This window comes from Bradyrhizobium sp. WSM1743 (genome assembly GCF_000473065.1).
Taxonomy (GTDB): Bacteria; Pseudomonadota; Alphaproteobacteria; order Rhizobiales; family Xanthobacteraceae; genus Bradyrhizobium.
Genome location: NZ_AXAZ01000046.1, coordinates 22,756 through 41,126, shown reverse-complemented (window position 1 = coordinate 41,126; position 18,371 = coordinate 22,756). Strand labels below are relative to the sequence as shown.

At 63.2% G+C, this 18,371-nt stretch carries 15 protein-coding genes; 4 read left to right on the top strand and 11 right to left on the bottom strand.

The annotated features are described in order from the left end of the window. Positions 1 to 14: 14 nt before the first annotated feature. From fmdA to urtA, 6 genes are all read right to left on the bottom strand, one after another. Positions 15 to 1,244 carry a formamidase gene (fmdA, locus tag YU9_RS0124745; protein ID WP_027575223.1) on the bottom strand — a complete coding sequence of 410 codons (1,230 nt, stop codon included), beginning with the start codon at positions 1,242 to 1,244 and terminating at the stop codon, positions 15 to 17. A gap of 28 nt (positions 1,245 to 1,272) precedes the next feature. Next, positions 1,273 to 1,962, bottom strand: coding sequence for an urea ABC transporter ATP-binding subunit UrtE (gene urtE, locus YU9_RS0124740; protein WP_027575222.1), 690 nt, complete (start codon positions 1,960 to 1,962; stop codon positions 1,273 to 1,275). Between the two features lie 220 nt (positions 1,963 to 2,182). After that, the gene (gene urtD / locus YU9_RS0124735) at positions 2,183 to 2,938 is read right to left on the bottom strand and encodes an urea ABC transporter ATP-binding protein UrtD (protein WP_027575221.1); all 756 of its coding nucleotides are present in this window, start codon (positions 2,936 to 2,938) and stop codon (positions 2,183 to 2,185) included. A gap of 10 nt (positions 2,939 to 2,948) precedes the next feature. Next, complete coding sequence (gene urtC, locus YU9_RS0124730; RefSeq protein ID WP_036018023.1) at positions 2,949 to 4,091, bottom strand: urea ABC transporter permease subunit UrtC; 1,143 nt, start codon at positions 4,089 to 4,091, stop codon at positions 2,949 to 2,951. A 17-nt stretch (positions 4,092 to 4,108) separates the two neighbouring features. Further along, positions 4,109 to 5,035, bottom strand: coding sequence for an urea ABC transporter permease subunit UrtB (gene urtB / locus YU9_RS0124725; protein WP_027575219.1), 927 nt, complete (start codon positions 5,033 to 5,035; stop codon positions 4,109 to 4,111). 145 nt (positions 5,036 to 5,180) lie between these two features. Further along, positions 5,181 to 6,440 (bottom strand): urea ABC transporter substrate-binding protein, encoded by a 1,260-nt coding sequence (gene urtA, locus YU9_RS0124720; RefSeq protein ID WP_027575218.1) that lies wholly within the window; start codon positions 6,438 to 6,440, stop codon positions 5,181 to 5,183. 169 nt (positions 6,441 to 6,609) lie between these two features. On the opposite strand from urtA, the gene YU9_RS0124715 reads away from it, so the two are divergent. Next, positions 6,610 to 9,981 (top strand): ATP-binding protein, encoded by a 3,372-nt coding sequence (locus YU9_RS0124715; protein ID WP_027575217.1) that lies wholly within the window; start codon positions 6,610 to 6,612, stop codon positions 9,979 to 9,981. Then, entirely contained in the window at positions 9,965 to 10,891 is a 927-nt protein-coding gene (locus tag YU9_RS0124710) for a response regulator (RefSeq protein WP_036018018.1), read from the top strand. Before YU9_RS0124715 ends, YU9_RS0124710 begins: the two co-directional genes overlap by 17 nt. Positions 10,892 to 11,106: 215 nt before the next feature. Here the strand turns inward: YU9_RS0124710 and YU9_RS0124705 are convergent, their stop codons facing one another. Together YU9_RS0124705 and YU9_RS0124700 are read right to left on the bottom strand one after the other, a co-directional pair. Beyond that, positions 11,107 to 12,609: an NAD(P)/FAD-dependent oxidoreductase gene (locus YU9_RS0124705; protein ID WP_027575215.1), complete on the bottom strand. Its 1,503-nt coding sequence runs from the start codon at positions 12,607 to 12,609 to the stop codon at positions 11,107 to 11,109. 125 nt (positions 12,610 to 12,734) lie between these two features. Beyond that, positions 12,735 to 13,493 (bottom strand): trypsin-like serine protease, encoded by a 759-nt coding sequence (locus tag YU9_RS0124700; RefSeq protein WP_027575214.1) that lies wholly within the window; start codon positions 13,491 to 13,493, stop codon positions 12,735 to 12,737. Positions 13,494 to 13,604: 111 nt separating this feature from the next. On the opposite strand from YU9_RS0124700, the gene YU9_RS0124695 reads away from it, so the two are divergent. Further along, entirely contained in the window at positions 13,605 to 14,240 is a 636-nt protein-coding gene (locus YU9_RS0124695; protein WP_027575213.1) for an HAD-IA family hydrolase, read from the top strand. A 121-nt stretch (positions 14,241 to 14,361) separates the two neighbouring features. Here the strand turns inward: YU9_RS0124695 and mtnA are convergent, their stop codons facing one another. The 3 genes from mtnA to YU9_RS0124680 form a co-directional block, all read right to left on the bottom strand. Continuing rightward, positions 14,362 to 15,468, bottom strand: coding sequence for an S-methyl-5-thioribose-1-phosphate isomerase (gene mtnA, locus YU9_RS0124690; protein WP_027575212.1), 1,107 nt, complete (start codon positions 15,466 to 15,468; stop codon positions 14,362 to 14,364). 18 nt (positions 15,469 to 15,486) lie between these two features. Next, complete coding sequence (locus tag YU9_RS0124685; protein ID WP_027575211.1) at positions 15,487 to 16,362, bottom strand: S-methyl-5'-thioadenosine phosphorylase; 876 nt, start codon at positions 16,360 to 16,362, stop codon at positions 15,487 to 15,489. A 152-nt stretch (positions 16,363 to 16,514) separates the two neighbouring features. Beyond that, positions 16,515 to 16,787, bottom strand: coding sequence for a phosphopantetheine-binding protein (locus YU9_RS0124680; protein ID WP_027575210.1), 273 nt, complete (start codon positions 16,785 to 16,787; stop codon positions 16,515 to 16,517). A gap of 359 nt (positions 16,788 to 17,146) precedes the next feature. Between YU9_RS0124680 and YU9_RS0124675 the strand changes: the two genes are divergently transcribed. Then, a complete protein-coding gene (locus YU9_RS0124675) occupies positions 17,147 to 18,364 on the top strand; it encodes an acyl-CoA dehydrogenase family protein (protein ID WP_027575209.1) in 1,218 nt (405 codons plus the stop codon). Positions 18,365 to 18,371 lie beyond the last annotated feature (7 nt).

Sequence of the window (18,371 nt, the reverse complement as noted above, 5' to 3'; positions counted from 1 at the left end):
AGGGAGCGGACCGATTACTTGTCCGGCGAGATCGGCATCTGGATATCGCCGGTGATGTGCTTGATGGGGCCGACCGCCGACGGCATCACGTCGAAGTCGAAGATCTCGGTCGGCAGCCATAGCGTGGCGCAGGCATTGGGCACGTCGACCACGCCGGAGATGTGGCCCTGGCACGGCGCGGTGCCGAGGATCGAATAGGCCTGGGCGCCGGAGTAGCCGAACTTCTTCAGATACTCGATGGCGTTCAGACAGGCTTGGCGATAGGCGATGTGGACGTCGAGATAATGCTGCTTGCCGGCCTCGTCGACCGAGATGCCTTCGAAGATCAGATAGTCCTTGTAGTTCGGCGTGATCGGCGACGGCTTGAAGATCGGATTCTTGATGCCGTACTTCGACATGCCGTCCTTGATCACCTCGACCTTCAGATGCAGCCAGCCGGCCATCTCGATGGCGCCGCAGAAGGTGATCTCGCCGTCGCCCTGGCTGAAATGCAGGTCGCCCATCGACAGACCGGCGCCGGGCACGTAGACCGGGAAATAGATCTTCGAGCCGCGTGAGAGATCCTTGATGTCGCAATTGCCGCCATGCTCACGCGGCGGCACGGTGCGCGCACCCTCCGCGCCGATCTTGGCTTTCACATCGCCCTTGGCGCGGCCGCCATGGGCGGTCGCCGCGAACGGCGGATTGGCCAAACCAGGCACGCGGGTCGGGTTGGTCGAGATCAGCTCGGCCTCGCGCTTGTTCCAGGTCTCCAGCATCTTCGGATCGGGCAAACAGCCGATCAGGCCGGGATGGATCAGGCCGGCAAAATTCACGCCGGGCACGTGACGCGACGAGGTGTAGAGGCCCTTGATGTCCCAGATCGACTTCTGCGCCAGCGGGAAATGATCGGTGAGGAAGCCGCCGCCATTCTGCTTGGAGAAGAAGCCGTTGAAGCCCCACAGGCTCTCCTTGAGCGGGCCGACGTCAAGCAGATCGACGACGAGGAGGTCGCCCGGCTCGGCGCCCTTGACGCCGATCGGGCCCGAGAGGAAGTGCACGATCGACAGGTCGATGTCGCGCACGTCGTCGGCGGAATCGTTGTTCTTGATGAATCCGCCGGTCCAGTCATAGGTCTCGATGATGAAATCGTCACCGGGATTGACCCAGGCCACGATCGGGATGTCGGGGTGCCAGCGGTTGTGCACCATGTCATTTTCGTAAGCCGACTTGGTGAGATCGACCTTGATCAGTGTCTCTGGCATCGAGATGCTCCCCTTTTACTACGGTTGATTAGACGGACAGATATTTCGAGACCTGCGCGGCATCGACGGCGTCGCGCGGATCGTCGCGCACGATCTCGCCGTTCTCGATCACCAGGACGCGGTCGGCGATATCGAGCGCGAAGCTCAGGACCTGCTCGGAGACGACGATCGAGAGCCCCTTCTCGTCGCGGATGCGCTTGAGGGTGCGCGCCATCTCCTTGATGATCGAGGGCTGGATGCCTTCGGTCGGCTCATCCAGCAGCAAGACCTTCGGCTTGGTCGCGAGCGCGCGGGCGATCGCGAGCTGCTGTTGCTGGCCGCCGGAGAGATTGCCGCCGCGGCGACCTTTCATCTCCAGCAGCACCGGAAACAATTCGTAGATGTCCTCGGGCACTTCCGATCCGCCGGAGACAACGAGGCCAGTCTCGATGTTCTCCTTCACCGTCATGGTCGAGAAGATCATGCGGCCCTGCGGTACATAGGCGAGGCCCTTGGCGACGCGCTCGTAGCTCGGCAAGGCTCCAAGCTCGGCTCCATCCATGGTCACCGAGCCGCTCTTCGCCGGCAGGATGCCCATCAGCGACTTCATGAGAGTGGTCTTGCCCATGCCGTTGCGGCCCATGATCGCGACGATCTCGTTGGGCGCGACCTTGACGTTGAGCCCGTGCAGCACCTCGCTCTGTCCGTAGGCGACGTGGAGATCGGAAATTGTCAGCATCGATCTGCTCCTAAGCGCGGTATGCCTTCCTTCTCCCCTTGTGGGAAGGTGGCGCGGGCGAAGCCCGCGACGGATGAGGGGTATGCATCGGCGGATTCGAGAGGCAGTTTAATGCGCGGAGAGATACCCCTCACCCGGATCGCTTTCGCGATCCGACCTCTCCCACAAGGGGAGAGGTGGACCGTCATAGCCGCAGTAGACGCGATCGACTTCGCCATCGTCAGTGTCCCAAGTAGACTTCAACGACCTTGGGATCGTTCTTCACCTTTTCCATCGTGCCCTCGGAGAGGATCTGGCCCTGGTGAAGCACGGTGACCTTGTGCGCGATGTCCTCGACGAATTTCATGTCGTGCTCGATCACCAGCACCGAGCGGTTCTTGATGATGCGATTGAGCAGCTCGGCGGTCTTGGCGCGCTCAGAGACGCTCATGCCGGCGACGGGCTCGTCCAGCATCAACAAGTCGGGATCCTGGATCAGCAGCATGCCGATCTCGAGCCACTGCTTCTGGCCATGACTGAGCTCGTCGGCATAGGTATTGAGCTTATCCTTCAGGAAGATCATCTCCGCGACCTCTTCGACCCGGTCCTTCACCAGCTGATCGCGCTGAAAGGTCAGCGAGCCGAACACGGTGCGACCGCGCGGAAACGAGATCTCGAGATTCTCGAACACGGTGAGGTCCTCGAACACCGACGGCGTCTGGAATTTGCGCCCGACGCCGGTCTGCACGATCTCGTTCTCCCTCATTTTCGTGAGCTCCTTGCCACGAAACTGGATCGAACCCGACGTCGCCTTGGTCTTGCCGCAGATCAGGTCAAGCACCGTGGTCTTGCCCGCGCCGTTGGGACCGATGATGACGCGAATCTCGTTCTCCTCGACGTAAAAGGAGAGATCGTTGACTGCCTTGAAGCCGTCGAATGAGACGGTCAGTCCGGAGACCGCGAGCAGGAATTCCTTGGGTTGGTGACCGATGAGCATGATGGCCTCCTCACTCTGCCGGCGCGCCGTCGGCGACCGAGTTCTCGCTCCAGCTCGTCTTCGCCTTGCGCGAGGCGAACAGCCGATCGATGCGAGGCTGCACGTAATCGGCCCAGAGCCCGGACAAACCGTTCGGGAAGGCGAGAACGACTGCGATGAACAGCGCGCCGAGACCGAACAGCCAGAGTTGCGGGAAAGATTCCGACAGGCTGGTCTTGGCGAAATTCACCAGAATGGCCCCCCATATCGCGCCGAAGATCGACATTCGCCCGCCAACGGCGGTGTAGATCACCATCTCGATCGACGGCACGATGCCGACAAAGGACGGCGACATGAAACCGACATTGAGCGCGAACATGGCGCCGCCGATCGCGGCGAAGATCGCGGCCATGCAGAAGGCGAAGATCTTGAAGTTGGCAACGCTGTAGCCGGAGAAGCGGACGCGGTCCTCCTGCTCGCGCATCGCCACCAGGATGCGGCCGAGCTTGGTCAGGCGGATGAACTGCGCGATGCCGATGCAGGCGAACAGCAGCACCACCTCGACGAAGTACAGGATGATCTTGGCGTGGTCGGGCCGGATGTCCCAACCCTTGAGCGTGCGCAGATCGGTCATGCCGTTGATGCCGCCGGTATAGCCCTGCTGCCCGACGATCAGAATGGTCAGGATCGCGGCGACGGCCTGGGTGATGATCGCGAAATAGGTGCCGCCGACGCGGCGCTTGAACATCGCGGTGCCGATGATCAGGGCGAACAGGCCGGGGACCAGGATGATGGCGAGGACGGTGAAGGTGAGGCTGTGAAACGGCTGCCAGAACAACGGCAGTGACGTGATCTGATTCCAGTCCATGAAATCAGGAATGCCGGGCGTCGACTGGATCTTGGTGTTCTCGACGCTCGATGCCTCGAGCTTGAGGAACATCGCCATGCAATAACCACCGAGGCCGAAAAACACGCCCTGCCCCAGGCTTAAGATGCCGCCATATCCCCAGCATAGCACGAGGCCGATCGCGACAAAGGCGTAGGTCAGGTATTTCGCGACCAGGTTGAGGCGGAACACGTCGAGCGTCAGGGGCAGGATCACGAACAGCACGGCGGCCAACGCAATGAAGCCCATGAGCTCGGATCGATTGAAGAAGCGTGAGTTGATGATCATGACTTGCCTGCTTCTCGTTATTTGCGGACCTTGAGGGCGAAGAGACCCTGCGGGCGCAGCATCAGGATGCCGACGACGGCGAGCAGCGTGAGCACCTTGGCCATCGAGCCCGACATGAAGAACTCGAGCGTCGATTGCGTCTGCGAGATCGAGAAGGCCGAGGCGATGGTGCCGAGCAGGCTGGCGGCGCCGCCGAACACGACGACGAGGAAGGTGTCCACGATATAGAGCTGGCCCGACGTCGGCCCGGTCGAGCCGATCATGGTGAAGGCGCTGCCGGCGACGCCTGCGATGCCGCAGCCGAGCCCGAACGTGTAGCGATCAACCTTCTCGGTGTTGATGCCGACGGCGCCGGCCATGATGCGGTTCTGCACGACCGCGCGCACCTGGCGACCCCAGCGCGACATGTAGAGAACGTAGGCGACGGAGATGGTGATCAGCACAGTGAGACCCATCACGAAGACGCCGTTGATCGGCACCTCGATGCTGTCGGTCACGTGCAGCGAGCCCAGCATCCATTGCGGCAGCTCGACGCCGACCTCGCGCGCGCCGAACACGGAACGATAGGCTTGCTGCAGCATCAGGCTGAGGCCCCAGGTCGCAAGCAGCGTATCGAGCGGGCGCTTGTAGAGGTGCCGTATCAGCACCCATTCCACCACCATCCCCAACGCACCGGACGCGAGGAAGGCGAGGATCATTGCGAGGAAGAAGTAGCCGCTGAACAGGCCTGGCAAATAGGACTGAAAGATATTCGAGGTCATCCAGGTGACGTAGGCCCCGAGGATCATGAACTCGCCATGGGCCATGTTGATGACGCCCATCTGGCCGAAGATGATCGCGAGCCCGAGTGCCATCAGAACGTAGACGGAGAACAGGATCAGTCCGGCAAACCCCTGCATGACGAAGATCGAGCCAAGGTCGCCAATCGAATAATCGCCGAACATCTATGTCCTCCGTCGGGAAAGGGTCCCGCGTCACGAGCAGGTTCGCGACGCGGGGGCTTGAGGCATGGAGTTGCGATCCACGCCAGGGAGCGGCTTGGTGTCTGGGAGAAAGCGCGACGATGCCGCCGCTTTCCGATAACGCTTCTTACTGGTAGCCCTTCGGGAACGGATCCGGCTCGACGAGATCGGCGGTTTCGTAGATCAACTCGAACTGGCCATCGAGCTTGGCGCGTCCCACCCGGGTCTTCGACCAGAGGTGATGGTTCTCGTGGATGCGCACATAACCCTCGGGCGCACCCTTGAACTCGACGCCCGGCGAAGCCGCAGCGATCTTGTCGACGTCGAAGGAGCCGGCCTTCTCGACCGTCAATTTCCACAGCCACGGGCCGAGATAGGCGGCCTGGGTGACGTCGCCGATGACAGTCTTCTCGCCCCACATTTTCTTGAACGCGGGCACGAAGGTCTTGTTGTTGGCATTGTCGAGCGACTGGAAGTATTTCATGCAGGCGTACGCACCCGCGATATTCTCGCCGCCGATGCCGTCGATCTCATCCTCGGTGACGGAGATCGTGAGCAGCGGCTGCTTGGCGAGGTCGATGCCGGCGGCCTTGAGCTGCTTGTAGAAGGCGACGTTGGAGCCGCCGACGACGTCGGTGAAGATTACGTCGGGCTTGGTCAGCTTGATCTTGTTGATGACCGAGTTGAACTGGGTCGAGCCGAGCGCGTAGTACTCCTCGCCGACGACCTTGCCCTTCAGCACGTTCTCGACGTGCTTGCGCGCGATCTTGTTCGAGGTGCGCGGCCAGATGTAGTCGGAGCCGATGAAGAAGAAGGTCTTGGCGCCCTTCTCCTTGGCGATCCAGTTGAGGCCGGCGAGGATCTGCTGGGTTGCCTCCTGGCCGGTGTAGATCACGTTCTTGGACTGCTCGAGGCCTTCATAGAAGGTCGGGTAATAGAGCATGCCGTTGTACTGCTCCATGACCGGCAGCACCGCCTTGCGGGAGGCCGAGGTCCAGCAGCCCATGATCGCCGCGACCTTGTCGTTGACCAGCAGCTTCTTGGCCTTCTCGGCGAAGGTCGGCCAGTCGCTGGCGCCGTCTTCCTGGATGAACTTGATCTTGCGCCCGAGCACGCCGCCCATGGCGTTGATCTGCTCGATAGCGAGCTTCTCGGCCTCGATCGAGCCGGTCTCGGAAATGGCCATGGTGCCAGTGGCCGAATGCAGGATGCCGACCGTGACCTCGGTGTCGGTGACCGCCAGACCCGTGGTGTTGACCGCCGAGGTCGCCGGGGCCTGCGCAAAGGACGCCCGCGGCAGCATCGTGATAGCCGGCACTGCAGCCATTCCCATCAACAATTTGCGCCGCAACGGCGACAACAGGCCCTTGTTTGCTTCGTCTGACATGAGCACCCCACTTTTGTTCGAGAACACGCGATTGGTGCCGTGAGGATGGCTCGAATTTATGCAGGCCAAGCATACGCAAGATCGCGTATATTGCACCGCAAAATGCCGACGTAGGCTTTTGGTACGGAATTTGCGAGGGCTCCGGGTCCGTATCGGGAGTGGGGTTTAAGTGGCAGGGCGGCAGCGAATAGACCGCGTCAGGCGCCAGTACAACCAATGGGTCGCCAACCAGACGCTGGAAGACTACGCGCTGCGCTTCACCGCCAAGAGCGCGCGGCGGTGGTCCGCCGCCCGCGTCGCCAACACCGCGATCGGCGCGATCTCCTTCCTGGTGCTCGAGGCGATCGGCGGCACCATCACCCTGAATTACGGCGTCACCAACGCCGCGGCCGCGATCCTCGTCGTCTCTGCCATCATCTTCTGCTGCGGCGTGCCGATCGCCTATCATGCCGCCAAATGCGGCATCGACATCGACCTCCTCACCCGCGGCGCCGGCTTCGGCTATATCGGCTCGACCGTGACGTCGCTGATCTACGCCTCCTTCACCTTCATCTTCTTCGCGGTCGAGGCGGTGATCCTGGCGACCGCGCTGGAGATGTGCCTCGGCATTCCGCGCCCGATCGGCTACCTCATCAGCGCGGTGGCGATCATCCCGCTCGTGACCTACGGCATCACGCTGATCAGCCGCTTCCAGCTCTGGACGCAGCCGCTCTGGATCATCCTGCATATCCTGCCCTTTGTCGCGATCGCCTGGGCCAATCCCCACTCCTTCACGGAATGGCGCAAGTTCTCCGGTGAGCACGGCGATCTCAACGGGCAATTCGATCTGTTGCTGTTCGGTGTCGCCTCGTCCGTGGTGTTCTCGCTGGTGGCGCAGATCGGCGAGCAGGTCGACTTCCTCAGGTTTCTGCCGCGCGACCGCCGCGCCTCCAAGGCATCGTGGTGGATCGCGCTGATGAGCGCGGGGCCGGGCTGGATCGTGCTCGGCGCGCTGAAGCTCCTGGCCGGCTCATTCCTCGCGTTCTTTGCGCTGAGCCATGGCGTGCCGCCCGAAGAGGCCGCCGAGCCCGCGCATATGTATCTCGTGGCCTTTCGATACGTGCTGTCCGAGCCGGACCTGGCGCTGGCCCTGACCGGCATCTTCGTGGTCCTGTCGCAGATCAAGATCAACGTCACCAACGCCTATGCCGGCTCGATCGCCTGGTCGAATTTCTTCTCGCGTCTGACCCATAGCCATCCCGGTCGCGTGGTCTGGCTGGTGTTCAATGTGATGGTGGCGCTGCTGCTGATGGAGATCGGCGTCTACAAGGCGCTGGAGCAGACGCTGGCGCTCTACTCCAACGTCGCGATCGCCTGGGTCGGCGCGCTGGTGTCCGACCTCGTGATCAACAAGCCGCTCGGCCTGCGTCCGCCGCAGATGGAGTTCAAGCGCGCGCATCTCTACGACATCAATCCGGTCGGTGTCGGCGCCATGACGCTCGCGATCATCGTCTCGATCGCGGCGTTCTACGGCCTGTTCGGCCCGACCATGAAGGCGCTGGCCGCCTTCGTCGCGCTGACGGTCGCCTTCGTCACCGCGCCTGTGATCGCCTGGCTGACGGACGGAAAATTCTACATCGCGCGCAAGCCGAAGAGGAGCTGGGCCAACATCGAGGCGATCCAGTGCTGTATCTGCGAGCACAGCTTCGAGCCGGAGGATATCACCTCCTGCCCAGCCTACGCCGGTCCGATCTGCTCGCTGTGCTGCTCGCTCGACGCCCGCTGCCATGATCTCTGCAAGCCGCATGGGCGGGCGCAGGCGCAGTTCTCCGAGGCCCTCGGCAAGATCCTGCCGCAGCCGATCTACGCGCGGATCAACTCGCAGTTCGGCCATTACGTTGGCGTCTTCGTGGTCTCCGCCGGCCTCGTCGCGCTGGTGCTCGGACTGATCTATCTCCAGACCTCCGCCAGCGTACATGGCGAGAACATGCTGGTCTCGAACGTGCTCTGGAAGGTGTTCTTCTCGCTCAGCATCATCATCGGCGTGGTGGCGTGGCTGTTCGTGCTGGCGCAGCAGAGCCGCCGCGCGGCCGAAGCCGAGACACGGCGGCAGACCGCGCTGCTGATCCAGGAGATCGACGCGCACAAGCGCACCGACGCCGAGCTCCAACGTGCCAAGGAGGTCGCCGAATCCGCCAATCTGGCCAAGAGCCGCTACGTAGTGGGTCTGAGCCACGAGCTGCGCTCGCCGCTGAATGCGATCAGCGGCTATGCCCAGCTGCTCGAGCAGGACGCGACGCTGAGCACCAAGCCACGCGACCAGGTCCGCGTCGTCCGCCGCAGCGCCGATCACCTCTCCGGCCTGATCGACGGCATCCTGGACATCTCCAAGATCGAGGCGGGGCGGCTGTACCTGTCGCGCGACGAGGTGCGCTTAAGCGAGTTCCTGGACCAGCTCGTCGGCATGTTCCGCCTCCAGGCCGCCGCCAAGGGCATCGACTTCGTGTTCAGGCGGCCGGCGCACCTGCCGGCCGTGGTCTATGCCGACGAGAAGCGGCTGCGCCAGGTGCTGATCAACCTGCTCTCCAACGCCATCAAATTCACCCAGACCGGCAGCGTGCAGTTCGTCGTGCACTACCGCAGCCCCGTCGCCGAGTTCGAGGTGATCGACACTGGCCCGGGCATCCAGGGCGACGATCTCGAGCGCATCTTCGCGCCGTTCGAACGCGGCGCCCTCGGCGTCTCGCAGCCGCAGACCGGCACCGGCCTCGGGCTGACGATCAGTCGCCTGCTCGCCGGCGTGATGGGCGGCGATATCAGGGTCACGAGCACGGTCGGCACCGGCTCAACGTTCAAGGTCAAGATCCTGCTGTCGGAGGTCACCAATCCGCAGCGCATCGCGCCGGTGGAGGCGCCGGTCTCGGGCTATCTCGGCGCGCGCAAGACCATCCTCGTCACCGACGATGATCCCGTGCATCGCGACCTCCTGCGCGAGGTGCTGACGCCGCTCGGCTTTATCCTGCTCAGCGCGCCCGACGGCGCGGGCTGCCTTGCACTGGCACAGCATTGCCGGCCCGATCTGTTCCTGCTCGACATCTCGATGCCGGCCATGGACGGCTGGGCTGTCGCCGAGGCCTTGCGCGCGAGCGGCCATCATCAAGCGCGCATCCTGATGGTGTCGGCAAGCGCGATCGAGGCCCACGGCGCGCCGCTGGCACAGCCCTTCCACGACGGCTACCTGATGAAGCCGATCGACATCCCGCGGCTTATGGAGACGATCCGCCAGCTCCTGAAGATCGAATGGCAGTACGGCTCGGACGAGATCGCGGTGCCGTTCTGGCGGCCCGAGAGCGGCTCGCGGCCACCGGCACGGCACATCGAGGCGCTGATCGGGCTCGGCCGGATCGGTTACGTCAAGGGCATCCAGTTAAAGCTGGACGAGATCGGCAGCGAGCATCCTGAACATGCCGACTTCGTCGCGCAGATGCGGTCGCTGATCGATCGCTTCGATCTCGACCAGTACATGGCCACATTGAAGACGTTGCATGCTTATGAGCATTGAACCAAAGAAGCGCGACGTCGCGCTCGTTGTCGATGATTCCCCGGAGACGCTGCGGCTGCTCACCGACGCGCTCGACGGCGCCGGCATGACGGTGATGGTGGCGCTCGATGGCGCCGCGGCGATGCGCATCATCGATCAGATCACGCCCGACATCATTCTGCTCGATGCCGTGATGCCCGGCATCGACGGCTTCGAGACATGCCGCCGGCTGAAGCGCGATGCGGGCCTTGCCAATGTCCCCGTGATCTTCATGACAGGCCTTGCCGAGACCGAGCACATCGTGCGTGGACTGGAAGCCGGCGGCGTCGACTACGTGGCCAAGCCGATCGTGATCGAGGAGATGCTGGCTCGCATCCGCGTCCATCTCGGCAATGCCCGGCTGACCCAGAGCGCGCGCGCCGCACTCGATGTCTCCGGCCGCTTCCTGTTCGCGGTCAATCGCCAGGGTAACGTGCTCTGGGCGACGCCGCAGGCGCAGAAGCTGCTATCGGACCATCACGGCGCACAGGCCGATGATTTCGTCCTGCCGCCATCGCTGCTGCAATGGCTGGAGCAGGCCAAGGCCAGGGGCAGCGCGAAGTCTCAAGGAGCTTCCTTGCCCGACAATCCGCAACTTCGGCTCTTTTACATGGGCGAGACTGCGCCGAACGAGTTCCTGCTGCGGCTCTCCAGGGAGTCCGGCACCGCGCTGCCCCCCGAATTCACCAGCGAGCTCGGCCTCACCACGCGGGAGGGAGAGGTGCTGGCCTGGCTCAGCAAGGGCAAGACCAACCGCGACATCGCCCAGATCTTGGGCCTCAGCCCGCGCACGGTCGACAAGCATCTGGAGCAGATCTACGCCAAGCTCGGCGTGGAGAACCGCACTGCAGCGGCGGCGATCGCGGCGAATGCGACAAGACGGAATTCGTGATGAGTTGAGACGCCGCTCACCCAACAACCGGTGTCGTCCCGGGACAGCGGAGCGCTGTTCCGGGACCCAACCACAGGGTGTTGTTTGGCGCGGGTTGGTAACTCCGAATCCCCCTAGCCACCTCTGCCTGTGGTTATGGGTCCCGGGTTCGCTTCGCGCCCCGGGACGACAGCGGAGTTTGTGGCGAGCTTTACCGCCTTACGCGAACAGCCCCCTCACCCGTAGACAAACGCCTTGTCGTCCAGATCCGTCTTCGGGATCTCGTCCTTCTCGGTCCAGTAGTCCTGGCTGTGCTGCCATTCCGGCTTGTCGCCGCGCTTGGGCAGGAGGTTCATGTTGCGCATCATGTAGCCGGGGTTGAAGTTTTCCGGATCGATCCAGGGCAGGATCGGCATGTTGTGATCTTCGGGGCGCAAGCGCAGCTCGACCTTCTTCGCGCCCTTGGCTTTCATGTGGCCGAGCAGCCGGCAGACGAAATCGGCGACGAGGTCGACGCGCAGCGTCCAGCTGGCGCGGAAGTAGCCGAACACCCAGACCATGTTCGGCACGCCCGTGAACATCATGCCGCGATAGGTGACGGTATCGCCGAAGGCGAGCGGCTTGCCGTCGATCTCGAAGGCGATGTCGCCGAGGGCGGCAAGATTGAAGCCGGTCGCGGTGATGATGACATCCGCTTCCAGTACCTTGCCCGATTTGAGCTGGATGCCGTTCTCAACAAAGCATTCGATTTCGTCGGTGACGACGGAGGCCTTGCCGCTGGCGATGCCCTTGAACAGATCGGCATCCGGCACGAAGGCGATGCGCTGGCGCCACGGACGATAGCTGGGCGTAAAGTGTTTCTCGACATCATAGTCCGGGCCGAGCACGGCGCTGATCTGGCCGATCAGCTCCTTCTTCACCTGTTCGGGCTTGGCCAGACAGAGCTTGGTGAACGCGTCCTGCTCAAAGAGAATCTTGCGGCGGACGATCTCGTGAATCCAGGCCTCATCGACCTGAAGCCGGCGCAGCTCCTCGGCGATCTCGATGGCATTGCGTCCGAGACGGAAATAGGTCGGCGAGCGCTGCAGCATGGTGACGTGGGCGCATGTGTCCGCGATGTTCGGCACCAACGTCGCCGCGGTCGCACCGGAGCCGATCACGACCACCTTCTTGTCCGCGAGATCGATATCATCCGGCCAGGTCTGCGGATGGACGATGCGGCCCTTGAAGCGGTCCATGCCCTTCCATTCCGGCGTGTAGCCGTCCGAATGACGGTAATAGCCCTGGCACATCCAGAGGAAGTTTGCGGTAAAGGTCTTTGCCTCGCCCGTATCGGTGGTGGTCGCCTCGATGGTCCAGAGATTCTGCTCGCTCGACCAGCTCGCGGAATTGATCTTGTGCTTGTAGCGGATGTGGCGGGCGATATCGTTGTCGTCGATCACCTCTTTCATGTAGGAGAGAATCTCCTCGGCAGTCGCGATGGGCGGCCCGACCCAGGGCTTGAAGCTGTAGCCGAAGGTGTGGAGATCGCTGTCGGAGCGGATGCCGGGATAGCGATGCGTGCTCCAGGTGCCGCCGAACGTCGCCTGCGTTTCGAGGATGACGTAGCTCGTACCCGGCAGCTGTTTTTCGATATGATAGGCGCTGCCGATGCCGGAGATGCCGGCGCCGACGATCAGCACGTCAAAATGTTCCGAGGCCTGCTTGGTGGTGGCGTGACTGCGAACAGCGACATTCATTGTTGCTTCTATGCCTTGCTTGTTTTTGTGGCCGCCCTTGACCGGACGGCGCGTTTCCTCCGCGACGGGCATGATCACTCGCCGCGCCTCCGCTTCAAAATGACATAGATCAGGTCGCGGTCAAATCACAGTGCCGCACCCCAGCTCCGCGCGGTCTGCAAAATCCAGTCGCGATAGAGCGTCAGCGGCGTGACGCCGGTCAATCCGCCGCAACCGGCGGCGCCGTTCGGCCCGGTCGACCAGCTGATGAGACCGACGAGCACGGGACCATTCGGCTTGTCCTCGAACACAGGGCCGCCGGAATCGCCGGTGCAGGCGCCAATTCCGTCACGAACACCGTTGGTTACGGGATCGACTAGGCGAATCTGGAGCGTGCCGGGCTGCCCGGTGGCAATGAGCCCGGCAACGCGCGTGGTGCCGCCGCTCTTGCCGTCCCCGCGAACGGTGACGCCGATGCCGGCAATGACGAAGCGGCCGCCGACCTGAATTGGAATATTCGGCATGCCGACCGACACTGTGGATTTTCCCTTCGGTGGAATTTCCAGCTGCAGCAGTGCCACGTCGGCGGTGGCGCGATGCGCCTGCATCGCCTGCATGTTGAAATTCGGATGGATCGTGACGGTGCGGACGTTCAGCAATTGCGGCGGGCCGTCGGCACCGCGGTCGACGATCTTGTAGTCGGCGCCGGGCTGCACGCAGTGAGCCACGGTCAACACCAGTTTTGGCGCGATCAGGCTGCCGGTGCAGAAATTGCCGCGCGAGCCGACGATGGTGACGACGGCACGCGCGACACCATCGGCCTGCGGCGTGCCGCCACCGACGATGGCATGGGCGGGCGTGGCGAGCAGCAGCGCTGCTGAGATGAACGTGGCAAGCTTCTTCATGGGAACACGTTTTAGCGTCGGCATCGGTGAAGGGAGAGGGAAGGCTTCGGGCTGGCTCTTGCCGATAGCGCATGCTAGCCCTCTTGGAAAGGAATTGACGAGGGCAGGACATTGACGATCGAGGCGGTGATCTTTGATTTTGGCGGCGTGCTGACGAGCTCGCCCTTCGAGGCGTTCGCCCGGTTCGAGACCGAGCGCAGCCTGCCCGCCGACATCATCCGGCGCACCAATGCCGCCAATCATCTGGAGAACGCCTGGGCCAAATTCGAGCGGGCCGAGGTCGACATCGACACCTTCGACGAACTGTTCGCCGCGGAATCGCTCGCGCTTGGCGCGGAAGTGCGCGGTCGTGACGTGCTGCCGCTGCTGCAGGGCGATCTGCGCCCGGAGATGGTCGAGGCTCTGAAGCGCATCAAGGCGCAGTTCAAGACAGGCTGCATCACGAACAACCTTCCGGCCAACGCGATCGGCAGCCTGACCGGGCGCTCTCTTTACATCGCCGAGGTCATGGTGCTGTTCGACCACGTCATCGAGTCCGCCAAGATCGGGCTGCGCAAGCCTGATCCGCGCATCTACCAGCTGATGGTTGAGACGCTGAAGGTCGATCCGAAGAGTTGCGTCTATCTCGATGATCTCGGCGTCAACCTGAAGCCCGCGCGCGAAATGGGCATGACCACGATCAAGGTAACGAGTGGAGCGCAGGCGATCGCGGATCTCGAGAAGGCGACGGGGCTGAAGCTGGGGTAGCGCATCATACTCCGTCATTGCGAGCGCCGCGAAGCAGTCCAGACTGTCTCCGCGGAAAGACTCTGGATTGCTTCGCTACGCTCGCAATGACGGGATCGGAATAACGTTCCTCGCAAACAGCTTATTTCGCCGCAGCGACGATGCGCTCCGGGAACGCAGCCGCCAGCGCGTCACGATCCGGCTTCAGCACACCGCGCTCGGTGATGAGGCCGGTGACGAGCCGCGCCGGCGTCACGTCGAATGCATAATTCGCGACCGGCGAGTTCTCCGGCACGATACGCACCGTCTCCAGCCTTCCGTCCGCGGTGCGGCCGGTCATGTCGGTGACTTCGGTGCCGCTGCGCTGCTCGATGGGGATATCCCTGATGCCGTCATGAACGGCGAAATCGATCGTCGGCGAGGGCAGCGCGACGTAGAACGGCACGCCATTATCATGCGCGGCGAGCGCCTTAAGGTACGTGCCGATCTTGTTGCAGACGTCGCCATTGGCGGCGACGCGATCGGTGCCGACGATGGCGAGATCGACCATGCGATGCTGCATCAGGTGCCCGCCGGTATTGTCCGGGATCACCGTGTGCGGCACACCGTGATGGCCGAGCTCCCACGCCGTGAGCGATGCGCCCTGGTTACGCGGGCGGGTCTCGTCGACCCAGACATGGACCTTGATGCCGCGCTCATGTGCAAGGTAGATCGGCGCGGTCGCCGTGCCCCAATCGACGGTGGCAAGCCAACCGGCATTGCAATGAGTCAGCACGTTGACTACTTCGCCCGGCTTGTTCGCCGCGATCGCCTCGATCAACTTCAAACCGTTGCCGGCAATACCGCGGTTGATCTCGACGTCCTGCTCGACGATCTCGTCGGCGCGCGCGTAGGCCGCTTCCGCTCTTTCAATCGGATCGATCGGCGCGAGCGCCGCGCGCATCTCGTCCAGCGCCCATTTCAGATTGATCGCGGTCGGCCGCGCCACGACGAGCGTGTCATAGGCCCGTTTCAGCCCGGCGTCGGAGGCGTCCTCGCGCATCGCCAGCGCCATGCCGTAGGCGGCGGTAGCGCCGATCAGCGGCGCACCGCGCACCAGCATGTCGCGAATGGCAACTGCCGCGTCCTCACACGATGTCAGCCTTGCGACGATGAATTCATGCGGCAGCCGGCGCTGGTCGATCGCGCCGACCGACCATCCGTCACGCTCGCGCCAGATGCTGCGGAAATGCTTGCCGTCGACCTTCATGGCATTCTGCCTTTCACTTCAGCTGCGCAGGATGCGTCCTGCCACCGCATCGAGCTTCTTCAGAAGCTCCGGATCGCGTGCCTCGGGCGCCGTGATCAGCGCGCTGTCGAGCGCGCGGTCCGAACCGATCGGGCACGGCTCGTGCTCGCGCGGGAACTCCTTGGCCAGCCGCGCCACCAGTGCCTTCGCCTTGTCGGCGTTCGAGTTCAACACGCGGATGATATCCTGCACGGTGACGGCATCGTGGTCGGGATGCCAGCAGTCGAAATCCGTCACCATCGCGACGGTAGCGTAACAAATCTCCGCCTCACGCGCGAGCTTCGCCTCGGGCATGTTGGTCATGCCGATCACTGAATAGCCAAGCGTCTTGTAGGTCATGCTTTCCGCGTAAGTGGAGAATTGCGGCCCTTCCATACAGACATAGGTGCCGCCGCGCGCGATCGCGATGCCCTCGGCCTCGGCCGCTGCCGCGAGATGGATGCGCAGCCGCGGCGAGACCGGGTGCGCCATCGACACATGCGCGACGCAGCCGCGGCCGAAGAACGAGCTCTCGCGCTTGTGGGTACGGTCAACGAATTGGTCGACGAGAACGAAAGTGCCCGGCGGCAGTTCCTCTTTGAAGGAACCGCAGGCCGAGAGCGAAATCAAATCGGTGACGCCGGCGCGCTTGAGCACGTCGATATTGGCGCGATAGTTGATGTCGGAGGGTGACAGCCGGTGACCCCTGTCGTGCCGCGGCAGGAACACGACCGGCAGACCGGCGATGGAGCCGCGCCGCAAGGGCGCAGAGGGCTCTCCCCAGGGGCTCTCGATCACCTCTTCGCGCGCGCCCTCGAGACCCGGCAGGTCGTAGATTCCGGAGCCCCCGATGATGCCCAATACCGCCTGCGCCATGTCTGCTCCACCCTGTCCGCTACATGTGACATGGTTAAGCTATGCCAGTTTTGCGGCGGTTTTGGAACGGGCTGCTGCAGTAATGCTGGCGCTGTGAGCAGCGATTGCGCACTAAGCAGGGACGACGCCGTGGAAGGAGCTGTGCGCCCGAACTAAGCCGCCGTCGCCGGCTGCAGCTGGGTCGCAACCATCCGCTCCAGCGTCCCGACCGACTGGAAATTCTCCGGCGTGATCTCGGACTGCGGGATGGTGAAGTCGAACTCGGCTTCGACGCCGAGCATCAAATTGACCATGTCCATCGAAGTCAGGCCGATATCAACAAGCTTCGTCTGTGGCGTGACGTCTGCGGTGAGCGAGTTTTGTTCGAGGATGCCCTTCACTAGCTTGATGATGCGATTGCGCAAATCGGTATCGAAGGCCTGCATCGGCAAATTCCCATTTGTGTATCGGGGTTGGACCGGACTGCCGGTTACGATGGGCACGGCCTGCCGGTCCTGCAATGGGCCGCACCAATAGTTCGCGTTTCTTAGTAAACGATGACTCAGATTGTCTGAAATTCGGGCTTCTTCCAGAGTCCTAACGCGATGCTGGAAAATCGGGGGATGCAGACAACCCGACCTTAACTGTTCGTTCGGAATTGGATTTTGTTTACCCTCTATTTCATCGACGAATTTGAATTAAATCCGTAGCCTCGCCTCACAAGCAAAGATGACCGGAGGATCGCTTCAAGCGGCGTCGCGAATGACGCTGGCGATCTCGAACGGCAAACCGGAGGCGGACGAGTATGAACGTGCGTGAAGCGGTCCTTACTGTCGACGAAACACAGACGAGCTTCCTCGAGCAGGGTCCTTCGCTGATCGAGCGCGCCGCCCGGACCGCCGCAGCGGCCGCGGCCGACGCAGACGGGGTCGATCGCGACGCCCGCTTCCCGCACAAGGCTTTCGAGGTCGCGCGTGAGCAAAAGCTGCTCGGCGTGATGGTTCCGGTCGAGTTCGGCGGCTTCGGCGCCTCGATCTATGACGTCACCGACATCTGCTACACGCTCGGACGCGCCTGCGCCTCCACGGCGATGATCTACGCGATGCACCAGACCAAGGTCGCCTGCGTCATCAGGCACGGCCATGGCATTCCCTGGATGGAGACCATGATGCGCCGGGTCGCCCGCGACCAGTGGCTGCTCGCCTCCTCGACCACCGAGGGCCAGAATGGCGGCAACATCCGCGCCAGCGCCGCCGCCGTCGACCACGCCGGCGACACCGTCTCGCTGATGCGCGACGCCACCGTGATCTCCTACGGCGCCGAAGCCGATGGTCTCGTCACCATCGCCCGCCGCGCCACCGACGCCGCCGCCTCCGACCAGGTGCTGCTGGCGCTCGCCAAGGACGATTATTCGCTGAAGCGGACACTGGGCTGGGAAACGCTCGGCATGCGCGGCACGTGCTCGACCGGGTTCGAGCTGAAGGTCGACTGCCCCGCCGACCGCGTCTTCCCGGAATCCTATGACAAGATCCACGCCCAGACCATGACGCCGTTCGCGCATCTGTGCTGGTCGTCGGCCTGGGCCGGCATCGCCGCTGCGGCGGTGACGCGCGCGCAGGCCTTCATCCGCAAGGCAGCGCGCTCGTCCGGCGGCCAGATGCCCCCGGCCGCCGCGCACTTCACCGCCGCCAAGATGTCGCTGGCCAAGCTGCGCGCGCTGATCGCCGCCAACATCGACGCCTTCGCCAGCGCCGAGCATGACGAGCGTGCACTCGGCTCGCTCGACTTCCAGTCCTCGATCACGCTTTTGAAGGTGCAGGCCTCCGAGCTCGCGGTCGAGACGGTGATGCATGCGATGCGCACCACGGGTCTTTCCGGCTACCGCAACGACGGCGAGTTCACCATGGGCCGCCATCTGCGCGACGTGCTGTCGTCGCCGATCATGATCAACAACGACCGCATCCTGGCCAACGCCGCGACATCGACACTGATGAGCGGGGTGCCGACAAGCCTTCGCGACTGACGTGCCT